This window comes from Acidovorax sp. LjRoot129 (genome assembly GCF_964253765.1).
In the GTDB taxonomy this organism is placed as follows: domain Bacteria; phylum Pseudomonadota; class Gammaproteobacteria; order Burkholderiales; family Burkholderiaceae_C; genus Acidovorax.
In genome coordinates this window covers 2,652,511-2,672,986 of record NZ_CAXUSE020000001.1, presented here as the reverse complement: position 1 = coordinate 2,672,986, position 20,476 = coordinate 2,652,511, and the positions used below count along the sequence as shown (strand labels likewise).

The 20,476-nt window shown below is 67.1% G+C and carries 20 protein-coding genes; 10 read left to right on the top strand and 10 right to left on the bottom strand.

The features are described 5' to 3' along the window. Positions 1-18: 18 nt before the first annotated feature. The 6 genes from ACSQ3Q_RS12195 to ACSQ3Q_RS12170 all read right to left on the bottom strand — a co-directional run bounded on the left by ACSQ3Q_RS12195 (position 19) and on the right by ACSQ3Q_RS12170 (position 3,898). Positions 19-612 (bottom strand): DUF3299 domain-containing protein, encoded by a 594-nt coding sequence (locus ACSQ3Q_RS12195; RefSeq protein WP_436136992.1) that lies wholly within the window; start codon positions 610-612, stop codon positions 19-21. Positions 613-758: 146 nt separating this feature from the next. After that, positions 759-1,010 carry a hypothetical protein gene (locus tag ACSQ3Q_RS12190; protein WP_436134633.1) on the bottom strand — a complete coding sequence of 84 codons (252 nt, stop codon included), beginning with the start codon at positions 1,008-1,010 and terminating at the stop codon, positions 759-761. Between the two features lie 61 nt (positions 1,011-1,071). Next, positions 1,072-1,548, bottom strand: a complete 477-nt coding sequence (locus ACSQ3Q_RS12185; protein WP_436134632.1) for a hypothetical protein — start codon at positions 1,546-1,548, stop codon at positions 1,072-1,074. A gap of 15 nt (positions 1,549-1,563) precedes the next feature. Then, positions 1,564-2,799 (bottom strand): FtsX-like permease family protein, encoded by a 1,236-nt coding sequence (locus ACSQ3Q_RS12180; protein ID WP_436134631.1) that lies wholly within the window; start codon positions 2,797-2,799, stop codon positions 1,564-1,566. A gap of 5 nt (positions 2,800-2,804) precedes the next feature. Further along, complete coding sequence (locus tag ACSQ3Q_RS12175) at positions 2,805-3,476, bottom strand: ATP-binding cassette domain-containing protein (protein ID WP_436134630.1); 672 nt, start codon at positions 3,474-3,476, stop codon at positions 2,805-2,807. Beyond that, positions 3,473-3,898 (bottom strand): transcriptional repressor, encoded by a 426-nt coding sequence (locus ACSQ3Q_RS12170; RefSeq protein WP_436136991.1) that lies wholly within the window; start codon positions 3,896-3,898, stop codon positions 3,473-3,475. Before ACSQ3Q_RS12170 ends, ACSQ3Q_RS12175 begins: the two co-directional genes overlap by 4 nt. A gap of 322 nt (positions 3,899-4,220) precedes the next feature. Here ACSQ3Q_RS12170 and ACSQ3Q_RS12165 point away from each other — a divergent pair, with 322 nt between their 5' ends. Further along, a complete protein-coding gene (locus ACSQ3Q_RS12165; protein WP_436134629.1) occupies positions 4,221-4,763 on the top strand; it encodes a DUF6714 family protein in 543 nt (180 codons plus the stop codon). A gap of 22 nt (positions 4,764-4,785) precedes the next feature. Here ACSQ3Q_RS12165 and msrA read toward each other — a convergent pair whose 3' ends face one another. Next, positions 4,786-5,325 carry a peptide-methionine (S)-S-oxide reductase MsrA gene (gene msrA / locus ACSQ3Q_RS12160; RefSeq protein WP_436134628.1) on the bottom strand — a complete coding sequence of 180 codons (540 nt, stop codon included), beginning with the start codon at positions 5,323-5,325 and terminating at the stop codon, positions 4,786-4,788. Positions 5,326-5,493: 168 nt separating this feature from the next. Here msrA and ACSQ3Q_RS12155 point away from each other — a divergent pair, with 168 nt between their 5' ends. The 6 genes from ACSQ3Q_RS12155 (at position 5,494) to ACSQ3Q_RS12130 (ending at position 13,164) form a co-directional block, all read left to right on the top strand. Next, positions 5,494-6,213: a TetR/AcrR family transcriptional regulator gene (locus tag ACSQ3Q_RS12155; protein ID WP_436134627.1), complete on the top strand. Its 720-nt coding sequence runs from the start codon at positions 5,494-5,496 to the stop codon at positions 6,211-6,213. Between the two features lie 2 nt (positions 6,214-6,215). After that, on the top strand, positions 6,216-7,397 hold the full coding sequence (locus ACSQ3Q_RS12150; protein ID WP_436134626.1) for an efflux RND transporter periplasmic adaptor subunit: 1,182 nt from the start codon (positions 6,216-6,218) through the stop codon (positions 7,395-7,397). Positions 7,398-7,411: 14 nt separating this feature from the next. After that, complete coding sequence (locus tag ACSQ3Q_RS12145; RefSeq protein WP_436134625.1) at positions 7,412-10,624, top strand: efflux RND transporter permease subunit; 3,213 nt, start codon at positions 7,412-7,414, stop codon at positions 10,622-10,624. Between the two features lie 44 nt (positions 10,625-10,668). Next, positions 10,669-11,382, top strand: a complete 714-nt coding sequence (locus tag ACSQ3Q_RS12140; protein ID WP_436134624.1) for a protein-L-isoaspartate O-methyltransferase family protein — start codon at positions 10,669-10,671, stop codon at positions 11,380-11,382. A gap of 23 nt (positions 11,383-11,405) precedes the next feature. After that, the gene (locus ACSQ3Q_RS12135; RefSeq protein ID WP_436134623.1) at positions 11,406-11,747 is read left to right on the top strand and encodes a rhodanese-like domain-containing protein; all 342 of its coding nucleotides are present in this window, start codon (positions 11,406-11,408) and stop codon (positions 11,745-11,747) included. A gap of 79 nt (positions 11,748-11,826) precedes the next feature. Beyond that, on the top strand, positions 11,827-13,164 hold the full coding sequence (locus ACSQ3Q_RS12130) for a TolC family outer membrane protein (protein ID WP_436134622.1): 1,338 nt from the start codon (positions 11,827-11,829) through the stop codon (positions 13,162-13,164). Between the two features lie 188 nt (positions 13,165-13,352). On the opposite strand, the gene ACSQ3Q_RS12125 is transcribed toward ACSQ3Q_RS12130, so the two are convergent. The 3 genes from ACSQ3Q_RS12125 to ACSQ3Q_RS12115 form a co-directional block, all read right to left on the bottom strand. After that, positions 13,353-14,735: a 3-deoxy-D-manno-octulosonic acid transferase gene (locus tag ACSQ3Q_RS12125; protein WP_436134621.1), complete on the bottom strand. Its 1,383-nt coding sequence runs from the start codon at positions 14,733-14,735 to the stop codon at positions 13,353-13,355. After that, positions 14,732-15,523, bottom strand: a complete 792-nt coding sequence (locus ACSQ3Q_RS12120; RefSeq protein ID WP_436136990.1) for a carbon-nitrogen hydrolase family protein — start codon at positions 15,521-15,523, stop codon at positions 14,732-14,734. Before ACSQ3Q_RS12120 ends, ACSQ3Q_RS12125 begins: the two co-directional genes overlap by 4 nt. Positions 15,524-15,602: 79 nt before the next feature. Beyond that, positions 15,603-16,991: a phosphomannomutase/phosphoglucomutase gene (locus tag ACSQ3Q_RS12115; protein WP_436136989.1), complete on the bottom strand. Its 1,389-nt coding sequence runs from the start codon at positions 16,989-16,991 to the stop codon at positions 15,603-15,605. A 146-nt stretch (positions 16,992-17,137) separates the two neighbouring features. On the opposite strand from ACSQ3Q_RS12115, the gene ACSQ3Q_RS12110 reads away from it, so the two are divergent. The 3 genes from ACSQ3Q_RS12110 to ACSQ3Q_RS12100 all read left to right on the top strand — a co-directional run bounded on the left by ACSQ3Q_RS12110 (position 17,138) and on the right by ACSQ3Q_RS12100 (position 20,344). After that, the gene (locus ACSQ3Q_RS12110; protein WP_436134620.1) at positions 17,138-18,763 is read left to right on the top strand and encodes a DNA-3-methyladenine glycosylase 2 family protein; all 1,626 of its coding nucleotides are present in this window, start codon (positions 17,138-17,140) and stop codon (positions 18,761-18,763) included. A 61-nt stretch (positions 18,764-18,824) separates the two neighbouring features. Next, a complete protein-coding gene (locus tag ACSQ3Q_RS12105) occupies positions 18,825-19,421 on the top strand; it encodes a methylated-DNA--[protein]-cysteine S-methyltransferase (protein WP_436134619.1) in 597 nt (198 codons plus the stop codon). Further along, positions 19,418-20,344, top strand: a complete 927-nt coding sequence (locus tag ACSQ3Q_RS12100) for a DMT family transporter (RefSeq protein WP_436134618.1) — start codon at positions 19,418-19,420, stop codon at positions 20,342-20,344. Before ACSQ3Q_RS12105 ends, ACSQ3Q_RS12100 begins: the two co-directional genes overlap by 4 nt. Positions 20,345-20,476 lie beyond the last annotated feature (132 nt).

Genomic DNA, 20,476 nt, shown 5'->3' with positions numbered 1-20,476 from the left:
GCGGCGGCAACCCGGCGATTATTTCACCGGCACGGCATCCACCACGCGGTAGTACAGGCCGTACTGATCGTTGGTGAGCACAGTGAACTTGCCCTCGACCACCACCGGCTCCAGCGAGTAGCGCACGGGCGTCTTGGCCTTGACCTCGACCATGCTCTCGGGCCCACCGGGCAGGCAAAACGAGCAGGTGAGCGGCACGGAGGTGAGCAAAAAATGCGTCTGGGTCGCCTTCGCGTCGAGCGGCATCATGAAGCCCTGGATGCGCTGCACGGTCTTGTCCATGCCCTTTTGCACCTCGCTGAACACAGGGAGGATGCCGTCCTTGGTGGTCTTCTTGGTCAGGTCGCTCAGCACCGACCACGGCACCACGTCGTTGCGCTGGGGCAGCGGCGCAATGGGGCTGTTGGGGCTGTGGTAGCCCGCCCCACTACCCGACGACATGACAGTGCCCGCGCCCACAGGCACGGGGGACGAGAGCGCTGGCGCCGTGGTGGGCGCGGTACCGGGCGTTTTGCCTGTAGCGCGTTCAAACTCTCCCGGCGCTGGTTTGCCCGTGGGTCCAGCGGCCGGCGACTGTGCCAGCACGGCCCCGGCCCACGCCAGCACCAACATCGCACAGGCGTGCCGGGCTGCGCGGGTGCGGCTGGCTTCGGCGTCGGGTTGTGCTGCGGGGTGACGGTGAGTGCGGTGGATTGCCATGGCGGTAGACCTGACCTGTAGCGTTTCAGAGATGGGAGTGAGCTGGGAGGCCCATCGCCTCAGTGCGCGTGCTTCATGCCGCAGTATTTGCCAATCCCCAGACCCTTGCATGCGGCCTGGAGTTCCTTCTGGCAGGTGTCCTCGCCCTTGCCGGACTCCAGACACTTGGCAGCAGCCTCGTGCGCCGCGGCCATGGCGCGGTGGCGGGCGATGTCCTCTTTGGTCTCTTTGTCGTTGTGGGTTTGGGCATGCGCCAGGGCGCCGACGAGGAGCGTGGGGGCCAGGGCGAGTGCGGTGAGGAGCTTTTTCATGATGTTGGGTCCTTCAAGGTGATGCTGAGAAAACAAGGGGTTGAAACTGGCGCGGCCCAAGTCAGCGGCGCCGGTGAAGCGATCGATGCGGCCGCTTGAGCGAATAGTTAGGCGCTCCAAAACTGCCAGAACGCTGCCAACGTGACACGGCCAGCAGGCCAAGATGAAGTGCGCCAGCTGCAAGCCCATAGGGCAACCCTACGTGTAGCAAGCCGAGAAACGCCACATCGATGCGCCACGGCCCCGCTAGTGCGCTGGCAAATGCATAGCCGCCAAAGGCCACGAAGACAATCACAAAGCTTAAGAGTGGCCCGCGCCATAGCGAGCCAGACCTGACTGGTTCCACATCTCGGCGGTGGAGCGCGAAGCCCTCACTTCCGTCCGAGAAGGAAAACCAAAGATGGCTGTGGCTTTGAAGTTCTCGGATCTGGACAACCTCTCCGACTTGGGCATTGAGACGAGCAATGTCCTCCTCGGGGAGGTCGTGGGTGAGCCACTCGGGAATCGCCAGGACTCGAACTTGGTCGCCGACTTTCATGTTCTTACGGGGCTTTCATGCTTCGCTGAGCAGATCCGCCACGTCCGTGCGGTACGCCTGCATAGCCGGCAGCAGCGCCGCCAGCGCGGCAACGGCGGCAGCCAACAGCGGTACCCCGGCTTCGGCGGGCAGCCAGATAAGGCCCGTGACCGGCAGCAGACCCTGCCCCTGCAGCACCCAGCCCAGCAGGTGCGCCAGGCCGTGGCCCAGCAGCAGGCCCAGGGCCGATGCGATGGCCGCCAGCCACAGCGCCTCCCACAGCACCAGCCCGGCCACACGGCCCGGGGGGGCGCCCAGCATGCGCAGCATGGCCAGGTCGGCGCGGCGCTCGCGCACGGCGTTCCACAGCGCAATGAACACGCTGAGCGCCGCCACGGCCAGCAGCACGCCGCCAAAGGCGCGCAGTACATCGGCGCCCACGCCCAGCAGGCGCAGCAGGCGGGTGACCTCGATGGCGGGCGCGGCAGCCTGCATGGCGGTGTCGGCGTTGATCTGGCGCGGCAGCGTGATGGCGGCCATGGGGGTGCGGTAGCGCACCAGGGCCACGGTCACTTCGCGCTCTTCCTTCAATATTTCCAGGTCTTCGGGCTCGGTGGCCGTGGCGGTCTCGTGCACCATCCAGATGGATTCGGTGCTGGTGAGGATGAGGCGGTCGAGCACGCAGCCGCAAGGCGCCAGCACGCCGCTGACGCGGTACGGGTGGTCGCCGTGCGCGTGCCCTCCTGCGCCCAGGCCGTGGCTGCCGACAAAGGTGGCACCTGCCAGTGGCGCGTCGCCGTGGCTGGCTGCCACGATGCTGCGCGCCACGTTGGCGCCCAGCACGGCGTCCATGGGCTGCTGCCACAGCGCGCCTTGGGCCAGCTTGGCGCCGTAGTGCGTCACATAGTCGGGCGTGGTGCCGACGATGCGAAAGCCCTGGTAGCTGTCGCCCAGGCTCAGCGGGATGACCTGGGCGACCAGCGGGTTCTTTTGCAGCGCCTGCACCTCTTGCAGCGGGATGTTGCCGGTGGGCACGTCGATGTGGAAGACGCCCGCCAGGATGAGCTGTAGCGGGCTGCCCTTAGCGCCCACCACCAGGTCGATGCCGTCGAGGTCCCGCTCAAACGCCTTTTCGAGCTGCGTGGCCACCAGCAGCACCAGCGTGATGGCCGCCAGGCCCAGCGTGAGCACCAGCAGATTCAGCACCGCGGCCAGTGGGCGCGACCACAGGTAGCGCCAGGACAGGCGGGCCAGTTTTACTATGTTTTTCATAGCTACTACCGCCCGTCCAACAAGCGCTGGGGCACTATTTCATTCAAATTGAGCTGCTGCGCACCAGCCAAAGCTGACACCACGCGCTGGTCGTGGGTGGCGATGACCAGGCTCGCGCCGCAGGCGGCAGCGCTTTGCCGCAGCAGGGCCAGCGCGTCGGCGGCGGCTTCGTCGTCCAGGCTGGCGGTGGGCTCGTCGGCCAGCAGCAGCTCGGGCGCCAGCAGCACGGCCCGCGCCAGCGCCACGCGCTGCGCCTGCCCGCCGGAGATCTGGTGCGGCTTGCGTGCGGCCAGCTCGGCCACGCCCAGTTGCACAAGCGCACGGTCAATCGCGCCATCGTCGCGCGGCAAGCCGGCCGCAAAGTAGACCAGCGCCAGGTTGTCCGCCACCGTGAGCGCGCCGGACAGGTGCAGCTTTTGCGGCAAAAAACCGATGCTGCGCGCGCGCCAGGCGTCCAGTTCGGCCCCCCGCTGCGTGCCCAGCTGGATGCCGGCCACAAACAAATCGCCCCCGCCCGAGCCCCGCAGCCCGGCAATCAGCGACAGCCAGGTCGACTTGCCCGTGCCCGAGCGGCCGCGCAGCAGCAGCGTGCCACCCTGGCGCAGGTCCACGTCGGGAAAACGCAGCGGTGTGTCGCTGCCGGCGTATTGGTAAGCCAGGCCCCGGGTGCGGATCACGCTGGCGCCCCCTGCCCAGGGTGTGCGCAGCCCGCGCAGCGGCCGCGCACTGCAATGTCGACCGCCAGGCTTTCATGCCCGGCCGTGGCCAGCGCCTGCAGCACCTGCTTGAGGGCGGTCTGCACCTTGGCCGAGCCTTGCGACAGGCGGAACTGGCGGTGGCAGTCGTCGCATTCAAACCGCGGCGCGGCGCCGTCGCCCACGGCGGACGCCAGCGCAAAACGCGTGACACGGGCGGCGTCGACCTGCTTGTGCAGCAGACCGGCGGCGGCAAAGCGGTCGAGCATGCGGTACACGGTGACTTTGTTGACCTGGGCGCCCGCGGCGGCCAGGGCGGTCTCCACTTCGGACTCGGAGAGGGCTGCCTCTGGCCGGGCGGCATACAGCGCAGCAAGGGCACGGGTGGCGCGCGTGGCGCGCATGCCGGACGGAAGCGACCAGAGATAACGGGGAATTTCAGATGTAGGCATGGTTGCGAAGGCGAGATTTAACGCAATCGAGTTGCATTATGCTCTGCCACGGCCACGCGGTGCACTACCTCTGCGTGCCAGCAGCCAACGCGACCGTGGTCGCCGTGTCTAATCAACACTGGCGCCCTCTACAGGACTGAAGGCGGTGCCGAACTATTGCGGATACGGTTCACGGAAGATCATCGCCCATGGCACCTTAGCTCACGAGGTACGAAACTCCGACGCCGCCATGTTCAATCCATGTGACAGCTATGTCTATTGCAATAAACAATCCATGAACTTTCTTGGACTACCCCTCGACTTGGAGCAAAGAATTTACGCCGCATTTGATGGAGTTCAATTGCACGATGGCGTCGGCTATTTCGAGGCGGACGCAATAGACGGATATTTGGAAAAAAATTCCCCCGAATACAATTCCGCTCGTGAAAAAGATACACGCAATGACTGGAGAACCTTAGTAAGCGCATTCAGCAAGGCTCACGACGAATTACCCTTGCTATTTATGGATGCTGCAGGGTTGCACTACTACCTGCCCATCTTTTTGCTGACGGGCACGGCATTGGATTTATTTCAAACTCAATTTTTAGAGGCTATTGAAAACAATCAGCCGTCCGAGTACATCAAGCTTTTTCAATTACTGACATCCAAGCAAAAGTCGTGTTTGCTGGAAGTTTACGAACGTCTTGCTGATTATTCAGGTTGGGTAGAGCATTTTATTGTAGAGTGCGATTTTTCCAGTGCAGAGGCGATCGACAAGACAGAAAATAGAGACGAATATATAGCCCTACTAAAACTGAAGAAATATCTCGAAAATTGAGCCCGCCGTATTCTTGTCGGCCTTACGAGCCCTTCACATACCGCGCAAACGTCTTGCGAAACTTCTCCACCTTGGGGCCCACCACAAACGCGCAGTACCCACCGTTCGGGTTCTTCGCAAAGTAGTCCTGGTGGTAGGCCTCGGCCGTGCTGTAGTTCTCCAGCGGCTTCACCTCGGTGGTGATGGGCGCACCAAACAGTTTGTCCTGCGACATCTGGCGGATCATGTTGTGGGCGATCTCGGCGTCCCCAGGCGTCTCGTAATAGATGCCGCTGCGGTACTGCGTGCCCACGTCGTTGCCCTGGCGGTTCAGCGTGGTCGGGTCATGCGTGTGAAAGAAGATCTCCAGGATCTCTTCCAGGCTGATCTCGTCGGCATCGAACTTCAGGCGCACCACCTCGGCGTGGCCGGTGTCGCCTTGGCAGATTTGCTCGTAGCTGGGGTTCAGGGTGTGGCCGTTGGTGTAGCCGCTTTCGACGTCGGTGACGCCGCGCACGCGGTCGAACACGGCTTCGGTACACCAGAAGCAGCCGCCTCCGAGGGTGATGGTTTGCACAGTCATGGATGGCTCCTTGGGTCTACTTAAAAGATTATGGGTGGCGGCAACGTGCCGCACTGCTTGCGGTCAGCGGATCCCATCGCGCGCCAGCAACGAATGCCATGTTTCCTTGACGCTCTGGCAGGCGCTTGCTACATTACTAACCGGTCAGTCATTAACTAGATTCTCCCCTTGTCCCCCACGCCCCAACCCCCTTCAGCCCCACAGGGCACCAAGCGCGAGCGCCGCAAGGAAGCCCGCCCTGGCGAGCTGCTGGAAGCGGCGCTGGACCTTTTTGTCGAGAAGGGCTTTGCCGCGACCCGAGTGGATGAGGTGGCGGCGAGGGCCGGGGTTTCCAAGGGCACACTGTTCCTGTATTTCCCGAGCAAGGAAGAACTCTTCAAGGCCGTGGTGCGCCACAACATTGCCGGGCGGTTTGAGGAGTGGCGCGCGGAGCTCCAGGCGTTTGACGGCACCACCAGCGACCTGCTCCGCTATTGCTACCAGGTGTGGTGGGAGCGCATCGGCGCCACCAACGCCTCGGGCATCACCAAGCTGATGTTCAGCGAGGCCCAGAACTTCCCGGAGATCACCGAGTTTTATCAGCAGGAGGTGATCCTGCCAGGGCAGATGCTGATCCGCCGCATCATCGAGCGCGGCATCGAGCGCGGCGAGTTTCGTCCCGTGCCGCTTGATTACATCGTGCACGTGGTGCTGGCGCCGATGATCTTCCTCATGATGTGGAAGCATTCGGTAGGCGCCTGCATTCCAGAAGCCCTGGGCCTGAAGCCCGAGCTGTACATCGAGGCGCAGATCGACAACGTTCTGCATGGGCTGCTGGTGCGGCCCCCGGCTTCTGCTCCCTCCTCCGTCCCCCCGTCCCCTTCTTCTCCGCCCTCACGCGGCGCCTGACCATGAAACGCTGGATTCCCTGGGTGGCCGTGGCCATCGTTGTCGTGTTGGTGGGTGGCGGCGTATGGCGCGCCATGGCGGGCCGCCAGGCGCAGCAAAAAGCGCTGGCTGAGGCCACGGCCCAGAAGGCGCAGGCGCCGCTGCAGCTGGCCGCGGACGAGGTCATCACCGTGCGGCGCCAGAACCTCACACTGGGCGTGCCGGTGTCGGGTTCGCTGCGCGCGGTCGAATCGGCCATGGTCAAGGCCCGTGTGGGCGGTGAGTTGCAGGGCCTCACGCTGCGCGAGGGCGACAGCGTCAAGGCCGGCCAGGAGGTTGCCCGCATCGACCCCACCGAGGCCCGCGCCCGCCTGCGCCAGGCGCAGCAGCAGGCAGACGCCGCCAAGTCCCAGGTGGACATCAACCAGCGCCAGTACACCAACAACCGGGCGCTGGTGGACCAGGGCTTCATCTCTTCCACGGCCCTCGTCACCTCGCAAGCCAGCCTGGAGTCCGCGCAAGCAAGCTACCAGGCCGCCGTGTCGGCCGCCGATGTGGCGCGCAAGGCGCTGGACGACACCGTGCTCAAGAGCCCGATCACCGGCCTGGTGGCCCAGCGCCTGGCCCAGCCGGGGGAACGCGTGGCCGTGGACACCCGCATCATCGAGGTGGTGGACCTCTCGCGCCTGGAGCTCGAGGCGCTGCTCAGCCCCGCCGATTCGCTGGCGGTGCGCGTCGGCCAGAAGGCCCTGCTCACCACGGAAGGCACGGCTGCGCCCGTGCCCGCCACCGTGGCGCGCATCAGCCCCAGCGCCCAGGTCGGCAGCCGCACGGTGCCGGTATACCTGCGGGTGGAGCAGACGAAGGGTGAAACACCGCTGCGCCAGGGCCTCTTCGTACAGGGCACGCTCGACACCGGCCGTGCCGAGGTGCTGACCGTGCCGCTGGATGCTGTGCGCACCGACAAACCAGCGCCCTACTTGCAGACATTGAAAGACGGCCGCATTGCGTACGTCGGCGTCAAGACCGGTGCGCGCTCCGTCGTGAACGGGCAGACCTGGGTGGCGATTGAAGGTGTGGCCGAGGGCACGCCGGTGATCGCCGGCCGCATCGGCCAGCTGCGCGAAGGCACGGCCGTGGCTGCGGCCGCGCCAGTTGCCGCCGCTGCTGCTGTTTCGGCATCCGCACCCCGCACCGCTCCCTGACCGGGCCGCCCGCCATGTGGTTTACCCAAGTCAGTCTTAAGAACCCCGTGTTCGCCACCATGGTGATGCTCGCCATCGTGGTGCTGGGCCTGTTCTCCTACCAGCGCCTTAAGGTCGATCAGTTTCCCAACATCGACTTCCCCGTCGTGGTGGTCACCGTGGACTATCCCGGTGCCTCGCCCGAGATCGTGGAGAGCGAAGTCACCAAGAAGATCGAAGAAGGCGTCAACTCGATTGCCGGCATCAACGCGCTGACCTCGCGCAGCTATGAAGGCACGGCCGTCGTCATCATCGAGTTCCAGCTCCACATCGATGGCCGCAAGGCCGCCGAGGACGTGCGCGAAAAGGTGGCCACCGTGCGCCCCCTGCTGCGCACCGAGGTCAAGGAGCCGCGTGTGCTGCGCTTTGACCCGGCCAGCCGCGCCGTGTGGTCGCTGGCCGTGTTGCCCGATACCAAGGACACCCAGGCCGGCAAGGAAGGCGTGGCCCCGCGCAGCGCGGTGGAGCTGACCACGTGGTCCGAGCAGGTGCTGAAAAAACGCCTGGAGAACGTGCGCGGCGTGGGCGCCGTGAACCTGGTGGGCGCCACCAAGCGCGAAATCAACATCTACCTGAACCCGCAGGCGCTGGAAGCCTTTGGCGTGACGCCCGACCAGGTCGCCAGCGCCGTGCGCAACGAAAACCAGGACCTGCCCGTCGGCGCGATCCGCTCGCTGGCGCAAGAGCGCGTGGTGCAGATCGACGCGCGCATGGAACGGCCGGAAGATTTCGGCAAGATCATCGTGGCCCGCAAGAACGGTGCGCCCGTGCGCCTGGACCAGGTCGCCCGCGTCAACGACGGCGCGCAGGAGGTCGAGAGCCTGGCCCTGTACAACGGCCAGCGCACGCTGCTACTGTCGGTGCAGAAGTCGCAGGGCGAGAACACCATCGAGGTGGTGGATGGCCTGAACGCCGCCGTGGCCGAACTCAAGAACCAGCTGCCGCCCGGCGTACGCCTGGAGACCATCGGCGACAGCTCCCGCCCCATCCGCGTGGCGGTGAACAACGTGCGCCAGACGCTGATCGAGGGTGCCATCCTCACCGTGCTGATCGTCTTCCTGTTCCTGAACTCGTGGCGGTCCACCGTGATCACGGGCCTCACCTTGCCGATTGCGCTGATCGGCACGTTCTTGTTCATGAACATGTTCGGCTTCACCATCAACATGATCACGCTGATGGCGCTGAGCCTGTGTGTGGGCCTGTTGATCGACGATGCCATCGTGGTGCGCGAGAACATCGTGCGGCATGTCCAGATGGGCAAAGGCGCCTACGCAGCCGCCATGGACGGCACGCAGGAGATTGGTCTCGCGGTGCTGGCCACCACGTTGTCCATCGTGGCGGTGTTCATGCCCATCGGCTTCATGGGCGGCATCATCGGCAAGTTCTTCCACGAGTTCGGCATCACCATCGTTGCGGCGGTGATGATCTCGATGTTTGTGAGCTTCACGCTCGACCCGATGCTCTCGAGCATCTGGCACGACCCCAGCATCCATGCGCATGGCCAGAAGACGGTGCCCGTCACCTTCTACGACAAGACCATCGGGCGCGTCACCGGCTGGTTCGACCGCGCCACCGACGCGCTGGCCGAGGGCTACCAACGCATCCTGCGCTGGTCGCTGGTGCACAAGGTGGCCACAATGCTGATCGCACTCGGCATCTTTGTACTGAGCGTTTTCATGGTTCCGCTTTTGGGCACCGAGTTCGTACCCAAGGCCGACTTCTCCGAGACCTCGCTCAACTTCTATACCCCCGTCGGCTCGTCACTCGAAGCCACCGAGTCCAAGGCGCGGCAGGTAGAAGGCATCCTGCGCGAAATGCCCGAGGTGCGCTACACGCTGGCCACCATCAACACCGGTAACGCGCAGGGCAAGATCTACGCGAACATCTATGTGCGCCTGGTCGACCGCAAGGACCGCAGCCGCAGCGTGGACCAGATGTCTGACGTGCTGCGCGAGCGGCTGAAGCAAGTGCCGGGCATCACCATCACCCACGTGGGCCTGCTGGACGCCGTGGGCGGCAACAAGCAGGTGGAGTTCTCGCTGCAGGGCCCCGACCTGCAGGAGCTCGAGCGCTTGACCAAGGTGGTCACCGCCAAGATCCGCGACATCCCTGGCCTGGTAGACCTCGATACCAGCGCCAAGCCCGACAAGCCGGTGATCGCGGTCGAGGTGCGGCGTGACGCGGCCTCGGACCTGGGTCTGTCGGTGGCGCAGATGGCCACCTCGCTGCGCACCCTGGTCGCGGGCACCACCGTGGGCAACTGGCGCGCGCCAGACGACCAGACCTATGACGTGAATGTGCGCCTGGCGCCTGAAGCCCGCACCGCTACCGCAGACCTGGAGCGACTGCCCTTTGCCTTGGCCAACGCCGACGGCACCACGCGCATCGTGCGGCTGAATCAGGTGGCGAGCGTGACCGAATCCACCGGCGCCAACCAGATCAACCGGCGCGACCTGACGCGCGAAGTGGCAGTCAACGCCAACGTATCGCAGCGCTCAGCCGGGGAAGTCTCCGCAGACATCAAGAAGACGCTGGACGGCGTGAGCTTTCCGCCCGGGTACCGCTACCAGTTTGGCGGCTCCACCAAGAACATGGCCGAGTCGTTTGGCTACGCCATCTCGGCCCTGGTCATGGCGATCATCTTCATCTACATGATCCTGGCGAGCCAGTTCAAGAGCTTTTTGCAGCCGTTGGCGCTCATGACCGCGCTGCCGCTTACGCTGATCGGCGTGGTGCTGGCGCTGTTGATGTTCCGCTCCACGCTGTCGATGTTCTCCATCATCGGCGTGGTGATGCTGATGGGCTTGGTGACCAAGAACGCCATCTTGCTGGTGGACTTTGCGATCCGCGCCCGCGACGAGCATGTGAACGACGAGGGCCAGACCGTGCCCGGCCTGCCCCGCGCCGACGCCCTGCTGCTGGCCGCACGTGTCCGGCTGCGCCCCATCCTCATGACCACGCTGGCCATGATCTTTGGCATGGTGCCGCTGGCGTTTGCGCTGTCTGAAGGCTCCGAGCAGCGCGCCCCGATGGGCCAGGCGGTGATTGGCGGCGTCATCACCTCGTCGCTGCTCACGCTGGTGGTGGTCCCGGTTGTCTACTGCTACATGGATGACCTGGCTGCTTGGGCCCGCCGCAAGTTCGGTGGTGCCCGGGCAACGCCCCCTAAAATCGAGGGTTTGTCCTAGAGGGTGACCCCTCTGGCCCCGACACCCGCCCACGGAGAACCCCCATGAACATGCCCCTGAACACCTCCGCCAACACCAGCGACCCCGTCGCCCAGGCCCGCTACAACATGATCGAGCAGCAGATCCGCCCCTGGAACGTGCTCGACTTCGATGTGCTGGAGCTGCTGGCCGTGGTGCACCGCGAAAATTTCGTGCCGCCGGCCTATCGCAACATGGCGTTCATGGACATCGAGGTGCCGCTGCTGGGCAACGATGCCGAAGAAGCCGTGCGCCTGGGCCTGAGCATGCTGCAACCCCGTGTGGAAGCACGCATCCTGCAAGACCTGCAAATCAAGCCGACCGACCGCGTGCTCGAGATCGGCACCGGCTCTGGCTACATGGCCGCCCTGCTGGCCCACCGCGCCCACCGCGTGGTGTCGCTGGAAATCAACGCCGAGCTAGCCGAGATGGCCCGCGAAAACCTGCTGGACGCCGGCATCCAGAACGCCGAGGTGCGCCAGGCCGACGGCGCGCTGGATGCGATTCCTGATGGCCCCTTCGACGTGATCGTGCTCAGCGGCTCCGTGGCCGAAGTCCCCCCCGCCCTGCTCTCCCTGCTGCGCGACGGTGGCCGCCTGGGCGCCATCGTGGGCGGCGAGCCCGTGATGCGTTTCACGCTGACCCGCCGCACCGGCGACCGCTTTGAGACCACCTCCCCCTGGGACACCATCGCGCCGCGCCTGGTGAATTTCCCCGAGCCATCCGGCTTCACGTTCTGATTTTCCGTTCTTCGGAGTTCTGCATGATCGATCACGTCCGCCCCGCCCAGCTGTCTGCCTGGTTCGCCTCGGCCCCCGAAGGCAGCCAGCCCCTGGTGCTGGACGTGCGCGAACCCTGGGAGCTGCAAACCGCCAGCGTGCGCGCCGATGGTTTCGAGCTGCTGGCAATCCCCATGGGCGAGCTGTCCGGGCGCCTGGCCGAGCTGGACCCCACGCGGTCCGTGGCCTGCCTGTGCCACCACGGCGCCCGCAGCCTGCGCGTGGCAGCCTTTTTGGAGCACCACGGCTTCGAGCGCCTGGCCAACATCTCGGGCGGCATTGATGCGTGGTCGCACGAAAACGACCCCACCGTGCCGCGCTACTGACGCACTGGCACCACCGCAGCCGCCACGCCTCCCGCTTTTGCCTCCACCGACGATCCGCAGAACTTTCCGAAGGACCTTCATGACGACCCCGCTACGGCCACTTTCGCTGTCTCTTTTGTCCCTGGCACTGGGTGCGGCCCTGTGCGCACCGGTGCATGCCCAGAGCCTGATGGAGCTGGTGGAATCGGCCCGCACCTATGACACCACGTGGCAATCGGCCCGCGCGCAGCTCGATGCCGCGGCGCGCCGTGCCGACCAGGCGCGTGCGGGGCTGCTGCCCAGCGTGGGGATGACCGCAGGGCTGTCCCGGGGGAATGTGGAGCTGAGCCGTCCGCCCATCGAGAACACGGGCACGACACAAACGGTGGGCGTGCAGGCCTCGCAGCCGCTGTTTCGCCCCGCCAACCGCATCACGCTGGAGCAAGGCCAGCGCGGCGTCGACGTGGCCCAGGCGCAGCTCGATGCCGCCACGCAGGACCTGCTGGTGCGCGTGAGCCAGGCCTACTTTGACGTGCTGGCCGCGCAGGACACCCTGACCTTTGTGCGGGCGCAAAAAGCCGCCGTGTCCGAGCAACTGGCCTCCGCCAAGCGCAACTTCGAAGTCGGCACCACCACCGTCACCGACTCGCGCGAAGCCCAGGCCCGCTACGACCTGGTCGTGGCGCAGGAAATCGCGGCCGAGAACGACCTGCGCGTGAAGCGTTTGGCCCTGGACCAGCTGGTGGGCATCACCGGCACCGTGCCCAAGCCCCTGGCCCTGCCCGTGCCGCTGCCCACCGTGCAGCCCGACAACGTGATCACCTGGGTCGACACCGCCCGCGACCAGCAGCCCGGCGTGCGCCAGGCCGCCATCGCCCTCGACATTGCGCGCCTTGAAACCAAAAAAGCCGAAACCGGCCACTTGCCCACCCTGGACCTGCAGGTGGGCTACAACGTCACCCGCAACCCGAACGGCACGATCACATCGCCGGGCGTGAACAACCGCACCAACAGCGCGAGCGTGGGCGTGGCGTTCAATCTGCCGCTGTTCGCCGGGTTCTCGGTGCAAAACCGCGTCCGCGAAACCCTGGCGCTCGAAGAAAAAGCCGCTGCCGATCTTGAAACCACGCGCCGGAACGTGGCCCAGGCCACACGCGCTGCGTTCTTCGGCGTTCAATCGGGCCAAGGCCAGGTGCAGGCGCTGGAAGCCGCCGAGGCATCGAGCCAAAGCGCGCTCGACGCCAACAAGCTGGGCTACCAAGTGGGCGTGCGCATCAACATCGATGTGCTCAACGCCCAAAGCCAGCTCTTTCAGACCAAGCGCGACCTGGCCCAGGCCCGCTACAACGTGCTGCTGGGCACGCTCAAGCTGCGCCAGGCAGCGGGCACGCTGACGCAGCAGGACGTTGAGGCGATCAACGCGCTGCTGGCCCGGTAAACGGCCCAGCGCTCGGCTTGGCGTTGCCCGGCCACGCGCCTAGCGGCAGCACCCTCCGCACACTGGGGTGCCGGGCTCGGAGTTTTCTGGAGATGGCCAAAAGAATGCAGTGCCTGCGAACTGCATGCGGGTGGGGGACTCGCGCCCTGCAGCGGGTAGCCCTAGCGCCTACGCTGGACTGAGAGCGCCTAGCCTGCCAGGGCCGCCGCGCCTGCCGCGCGCGGCAACACGATTTCAAGGATCGCCCGCGCCGTCGCCTCTGCCCCGCCCCGGTGTTCTGTCGCAAAGCGCCCAGCGCGTTCACTGGCGGCACGTTGTTGGCTGGAGTCCAGTGCCAACGCCGTGGCATGGGCCACACCGGCGCCGATGTCGGGCACACGCTGGGCCGCGCCCGCGCTGCAGGCCAACTCGGCCGCCTCGGCAAAGTTGAAGGTGTGCGGGCCCAGCACCACCGGGCAACCGCAGGCTGCGGCCTCGATCAGGTTCTGGCCGCCCAGCGGGGCAAAACTGCCGCCGAGCAGCGCCACGTGGGCCAGGCCGTAGTACAGCGCCATTTCGCCCAGCGAGTCGCCCAGCCACACGTCGGCGGCTTCTGGAACCCCGGCCCAGGTGCTGCGGCGCGAGACCGTGAGGCCCGCGCGCAGCAAAAGCTGGTGCACTTCGTCAAAACGCTGCGGGTGGCGCGGCACGATGAGCCACTGCACGCCGCCAGCGACCTGGGCGCCATTTGCTTCACTATTGATAGCACCCTGTGCTTTCTGAATAAGCGCTGGCGGCCTTTTTTGCTTGAAAATTTCGAGCCACAGCGCCTCTTCGCCCTCGCGGCTGCTGGCCAGCATGACGACCGGGCGCGTTGCCTGATCGCGCCACGCGCGGCCCTGGGCCAGCTGGCGGGCGTCCGGCACCACATCAAACTTGAGGTTGCCGAACACGCCGCGCACCTGGGCGCCAATGGCGCGCAGCCGGTCGGCGTCGTCGTCGGTCTGGGCCCACACGGCGGTCAGGGCGCCATAGGCCGGGCGCGCCAGCGCGGCCAGCCGCTGGGCATTGCGCAATGACTTGGCGTTGAGCCGCGCGTTGGCCAACACCAGCGGCACACCACGGCGGCGGCAGCCCGCCACCAGGTTGGGCCAGACCTCGGTTTCCATCAGCACGCCGATGGCCGGGCGGAACTTGCGCAGAAACCGGGCCACGGCGCCGGGCGTGTCCCAGGGTTGCCACACCTGCACGTCGCCAGGCAGCAGCAGCTTTTCGCCCTCGGCCCGGCCGGTGGCGGTGCCGTGCGTGAGCAGCAGGCGCATGCCGGGCAGCTGCTCGCGCAGCGCGGCCAGCAAGATGGCGGCGGCCCGGGTTTCACCCAGCGAGACAGCGTGGATCCACACGAACCGGCCCAGCGGGTCGGAGCTGCTGTGGGGCATCAGGCTGTCGATGGGGGCCGGATATTGGCCAAAACGCTCGCCGATGGCCAGGCCATAACCCGGCTCGGCCACGGCGCGGCGGCGCAGCTTGCGGCGCAACAGGGGCTGGGCGCCCCAGGTGACGACCGAATACAGCGCGCGGGCCGGGTTCATGCCGCGGCGAGGTGCAGGTCCACGTCAAACACGCCGCCGCTCCAGCCCATGTCGCCGCGCGCTGCCCACACCAGGCAGGGCGCGTCGCCCGGCGCCGCCACCACGCACCGGCCACCGGGCTCCCAGACCGCACTGCGCCCTGCACTCACATACCCGCCCGTCGATCCGCTGAAGTTGGCCAGCAGCACGGCCATGCCATGGTCGCGCGCGTAGCCGTGCAGCAATTCGGATTCAGGGCCGTAGCCCCTGGCACTGATCACAGCACCCGCGGCATACAGCGCCGCGCCAGCACTGTGGGCGGCCTGGGCGTGCTCGGGGTGCGTGATGTCCGCGCACACGGCGATGGCCGTGGGCTCGCCCGCCAGCAGGTGCACCTGGGCATCCTCGGTGCCGGCGCTGGCAAATGTTTCTTCACTGGCATGCAGATGGCGCTTGCGGTACAGCGCGGCGCTGCCGTCTGGCGCCAGCACCCAGGCGCCGATGGCCGGCAATGCGCCATCGACCGCGGGGGCCGCAGGCCCGCCCACCACGATGGCCATGCCGTGGTCGCGCGCCGCCTGGCGCAGCGGCGCCAGCGCGCCGTGGTCGGCATGCAGCACGTTGGCGGCCAGCGCCGCAGGTTCGTACCCGGTCAGCGAGAGCTCAGGGAACACCAGCACCTGCACGCCCTGGAGCACCGCCGCGCGCACAAAGGCCAGGTGCGTGACCACGTTGCGCGCCACGTCGCCAGGGACAGACGGCGACTGGGCGGCGGCAATGCGCAAAGGGGTGGACAGGTGCGAGTTCACAGCAGGCAAGGTGGCTAGGGTTGCGGAAAAGGTCGGAACCGCGCGGATCAATGCGCCGCGCGTTCAAGCAGGGTTGCGGTCAGTGGCTGGCCGCGCCCACGTGCGCGTCGGGTTTCACGCGGTGCAGCAGGGCCAGCATGGCGGCTTCGATGCGGCTGAGGGCTTCCTGGCTCTGCCCTTCGAATCGGAGCACCAGCACGGGCGTGGTGTTGCTCGCGCGGATCAGGCCGAAGCCGTCCGGCCAGTCCACGCGCAGGCCATCGATGCTGTTCACGACGGCCGGCGCAGCAAAGGTGCCTGCGGCCAGCGCCTGCAGCTCGGCCGTGAGGCGGTGGGGTTCGCCTTCGGCGCAGGCCACGTTGAGTTCCGGGGTCGAGAAGCTGGTGGGCAGCGCGTTGAGCACGGCGCTCGGGTCGGCGCTCTTGCTCAGGATCTCCAGCAGGCGGCAGCCGGCGTAGGTGCCATCGTCAAAGCCATACCAGCGCTCCTTGAAGAAGATGTGGCCGCTCATCTCGCCGCCCAGCGGGGAGTTGGTCTCCTTCATGCGGGCCTTGATGAGCGAGTGGCCGGTCTTGTACATCACGGGCACGCCCCCCGCCGCGGCAATGGCCGGCGCCAGGCGCTGGGTGCACTTCACGTCGAAGATGATCTCGCCGCCGGGCACGCGCGAGAGCACGTCCTGCGCAAACAGCATCATCTGGCGGTCGGGGAAGATGTTGGTGCCTTCCTTGGTCACGATCCCTAGGCGGTCGCCGTCACCGTCAAACGCCAGGCCCAGCTCGGCGTCGCTGGTCTTCAGGGCCTCGATCAGATCGCGCAGGTTCTCAGGCTTGCTCGGGTCGGGGTGGTGGTTGGGGAAGTTGCCGTCTACCTCAGAGAACAGCTCGACCACTTCGCAGCCGAGCGCACGGAAGATGCCGGGGGCGGACGCGCCGGCAATGCCGTTGCCGCAATCCACCACGATCTTGATGGGGCGGGCCAGTTTGATGTCCCCCACGATGCGCTCGGTGTACGCGGGCAGCACATCCACATGCCGCACCGAGCCGCCGGGCATCAGCTGCCAGCTTTTCGCTTCCATCGTGCGGCGCAGGCCCTGGATCTCGTCGCCATAGATGGCGCGGCCATTGAGCACCATCTTGAAGCCGTTGTAGTCCTTGGGGTTGTGGCTGCCGGTGACCTGGATGCCGCTGTTGCACAGCGTGCTGGCCGCAAAGTACAACAGGGGCGTGGTCACCAGGCCCACGTCGATCACCTCGATGCCCGCCTCGACCAAGCCCTGGATCAACGCCGCCGACATCGCCGGGCCCGACAGGCGCCCGTCGCGCCCCACGGCGACGGTCGTCTGCCCTTCGGCGCGGGCGGCCGTGCCAAAGGCCCGTCCCAGGCCCAGGGCGACTTCTTCGTTCAGCGTGGACGGCACGATGCCGCGGATGTCGTAGGCTTTGAAAATGGCGGGCGTGGGTTGCACGTAGGGGCCTTTCACTAGGGGGAATGGATAAGTCCGCCGCATTGTAGGCGGCGCTCTTGCGGCCTTCCAGCCGGTACCCAGGACGCCATGAGGCACATGTCCGAAAACGGCCAGTGCATTGGTACCAGCCTTCTAAGATCCGGCCCATGAACCTGCCCGCCGCGACCGCCACGACCACTGCTCCCGCCCCCGACATCGCCGCGGACGAGGGCCGCTACCTGGCCGTGCTGGCGCGGGATGCGCGTTTTGACGGGCGCTTCTTCACCGGCGTGACCTCCACCGGCATCTACTGCCGCCCGGTGTGTGCCGTGCGAGCGCCCCGGCGCGAGAACTGCCGCTTCTTCGCCCTGGCCGCCCAAGCCGAGAGCGCGGGGTTCAGGCCCTGTCTGCGCTGCCGGCCCGAGTTGGCGCCCCAGGCGCTGGTGTGGTCGGTGCAGGACGCGAGCAGCATCCTGGTGCAGCAGGCCGTGCGCTTGCTGGATGCGCCGGACCTGTGGCCCACGGCCGCCCCGTCTCAAACGACCCAAGCCGACAGCGGCGCCACCGTGGCCCGCCTGGCCGAACGCCTGGGGGTGAGCGACCGCCACCTGCGCCGTATTTTTGAGGCCGCGCTGGGCGTCTCGCCCCTCCAATACCTGCAGACGCGCCGCCTGCTCACCGCCAAGCAGCTGCTCACCGACACCCGCATGCCCGTCACCCAGGTGGCGCTGGCCAGCGGTTTTGCCAGCGTGCGGCGCTTCAACGCGGCCTTTGCGGGGCACTACGGGCTCAACCCCACCCAGCTGCGGCGCAGCGGCACCGCGCCGCCCAAGGCCGGGGCGCCCGACACGGGCAACACACTGCGCCTGGCCTGGCGCCCGCCGTTTGATGTGCCTGCGCTGCTGGCGTTTTTTGAGCGCCGGCAGTTCCATGGCGTCGAATGGGTGCTGCCGCCTGAAGCCACACTGCGGCGCACCGTGCGCCTGCCGGCGGCCTGCACCGGCATGGCGACGGAGACCACCGGCTGGTTCAGCGCCCGTTTTGACGTAGCCCGCCATCAGGTGCTGCTGCAGACCAGCGACAGCCTTTATCCCGTGTTGCCGCTGGTGATCCGCCGCGTGCGCGCCATGCTCGACCTCGACGCCGACCCCGCCGCCGTCAACGCCGTGCTGCACCCGCATTTCCCCGGCGGCGATGGCCTGCGGGTGCCGGGCGCCTTCGATGGGTTTGAGCTGGCCGTGCGCGCTGTGCTCGGCCAGCAGATCACCGTGGCCGCCGCGCGCACGCTGGGCCAGCGGCTGGTGGAGCGGCTGGGGGAGCCCATCGAAACGCCCTGGCCTGAGCTCCACCGGCTGTTCCCCACTGCCGCCACGCTGGCTGCGGCCGGCGGCGACACCCTGGGCCAGTTGGGCATCGTGCGCCAGCGCCAGGCGGCCATCGTGGCCCTGGCACGGGCCGTGGACAGCGGCGATCTTGCGCTGCACGCGGGCGCCGACGTCGCCACCACCACGGCCGCGCTGTGCGCCCTGCCCGGCATCGGCGACTGGACGGCCCAGTACATCGCCATGCGCGTGCTGCGCTGGCCGGATGCGTTTCCGGCCGGCGACGTGGCGCTGCACAAGGCACTGGGCGTACAAGGCCAGAAGAACCCGGCCCGCGCAGCCACGGCCGCGTCAGAGGCCTGGCGGCCCTGGCGCAGCTACGCGGTGCTGCGCGCCTGGGCGGCGGGTGCGCCGGCCGCACTGCCGACAGCGGCCAACCCAGCCGCGCCCGATTTACTATCAAAACAATAGCTATCAGCGCTTATGCAACAAGCGCTGGAGGCCATTTTTATTCAAATTCTTGAGGATTTTTATGCTCTACCACCCCCACACCGTGCAGTCCCGTGCCAGCACCCCGCTCGGCCCCGTGCGCCTGGCCGCGTCGCCGGCCGGGCTGTGCGGCCTCTGGTTTGAAGGCCAGCGGCACGAGCCCAGCCGCTGGCTGCAGGGCGACACCGCCTGGGCCGAAACCGACGCACACCCGCTGCTGCAAGAGGCGGCCCTGCAACTGCAGCAGTACCTTGGCGGCGAGCGCGAGGCGTTCGATCTGCCACTCGATCTGTCGGGCGGCACACCGTTTCAGCAAGACGTGTGGCGCGCGCTGCTGGCGATTGGCCGCGGCGGCACCACAAGCTATGGGCAGCTGAGCCACAGCCTGGGCCGGCCTCGGGCCGTGCGCGCGGTGGGCGCGGCGGTGGGCCGCAATCCGCTCAGCGTGGTCGTGCCCTGCCACCGGGTGCTGGGTGCCAACGGCAGCCTGACCGGTTACGCTGGCGGGCTCGACCGCAAGACCGCGCTGCTGGCGCTGGAAAAAGCGCTGGCAGCGCCCGCGGCGTCCGCCGCGTCGCGCGGGCTGTTTGCGCCCGACCCCCTCATCCCGTCGTTCTACTCAGAGAAAGGCCTTGCATGAACAGCCCGGGCAACCAACCCGTCATCACCTGGATCGGCGAATTCATCTTGCTGGCCGCGCTCTGGGGTTCGTCCTTCCTGTTCATGCGCCTGGGCGCGTCGGAGTTCGGCCCCCTGCCCACTGCCGGGCTGCGCGTGGCGCTGGCCACCGTGTTCCTGTGGCCGATCATGCTGCGCCAGGGGGAGCTTGCGGCGTTTCGCCAGCACTGGCGGCCCATCATGTTCGCGGGGATCATCAACTCGGCCATTCCGTTTTCGCTGTTCTCGTGGGCGGTGCTGCACATCGCCACCGGGCTGTCGTCCATCCTCAACGCCACGGTGCCGCTGTTTGGCGCGCTGATCGCGTGGCTCTGGCTGCGCGACCGCATCACCGGCCTGCGCTGGGTGGGCCTGGCGCTGGGTTTTGTGGGTGTGGCGCTGCTGGCCTGGCGCGCGCCGGCGGGCACGGGCTTCAAGAGCGACAGCGCCGAGTGGGCCATCGGCGCCTGCCTGCTCGCGTCGGCTTTTTACGGGCTGTCGGCCAGCTTCACGCGGCGCTACCTGGTCGGCATTCCGCCGCTGGCCACGGCCACGGGCAGCCAACTCGGGGCTGCACTGGGCCTGGCGCTGCCTACGGTGTGGCTGTGGCCTGCGCAGATGCCCGGCACACGCGCCTGGCTGTGCATCGTGGCCATCGCGGTGCTGTGCACCGGCATCGCCTACATCCTGTACTTTCGCCTCATCGCCAACGCAGGGCCCAGCCGCGCGCTGGCGGTGACCTTCATCGCCCCGGTGTTCGCGGTGATGTACGGGGCGGTGTTCCTGGGCGAGCGCATCACGCCATGGATGGTGGGCTGCGCACTGGTGATCGTCTGCGGCACGATGCTGTCAACGGGGCTTATCAGGACGCTGTGGCCCTGCCGGACGGTGCCTGAACGGCCATAAACTCGGGGAATGGTTTTCCCCCCCGGCTGCTGCGACCCCACCCCTGCGTTCCGCCGCGCGGGCCGCGCCGCCACCGGGGCGCCTCCGGGCGCTGCACCCACAGGTGCTGACACCGCTCCCACCCCTCTGACC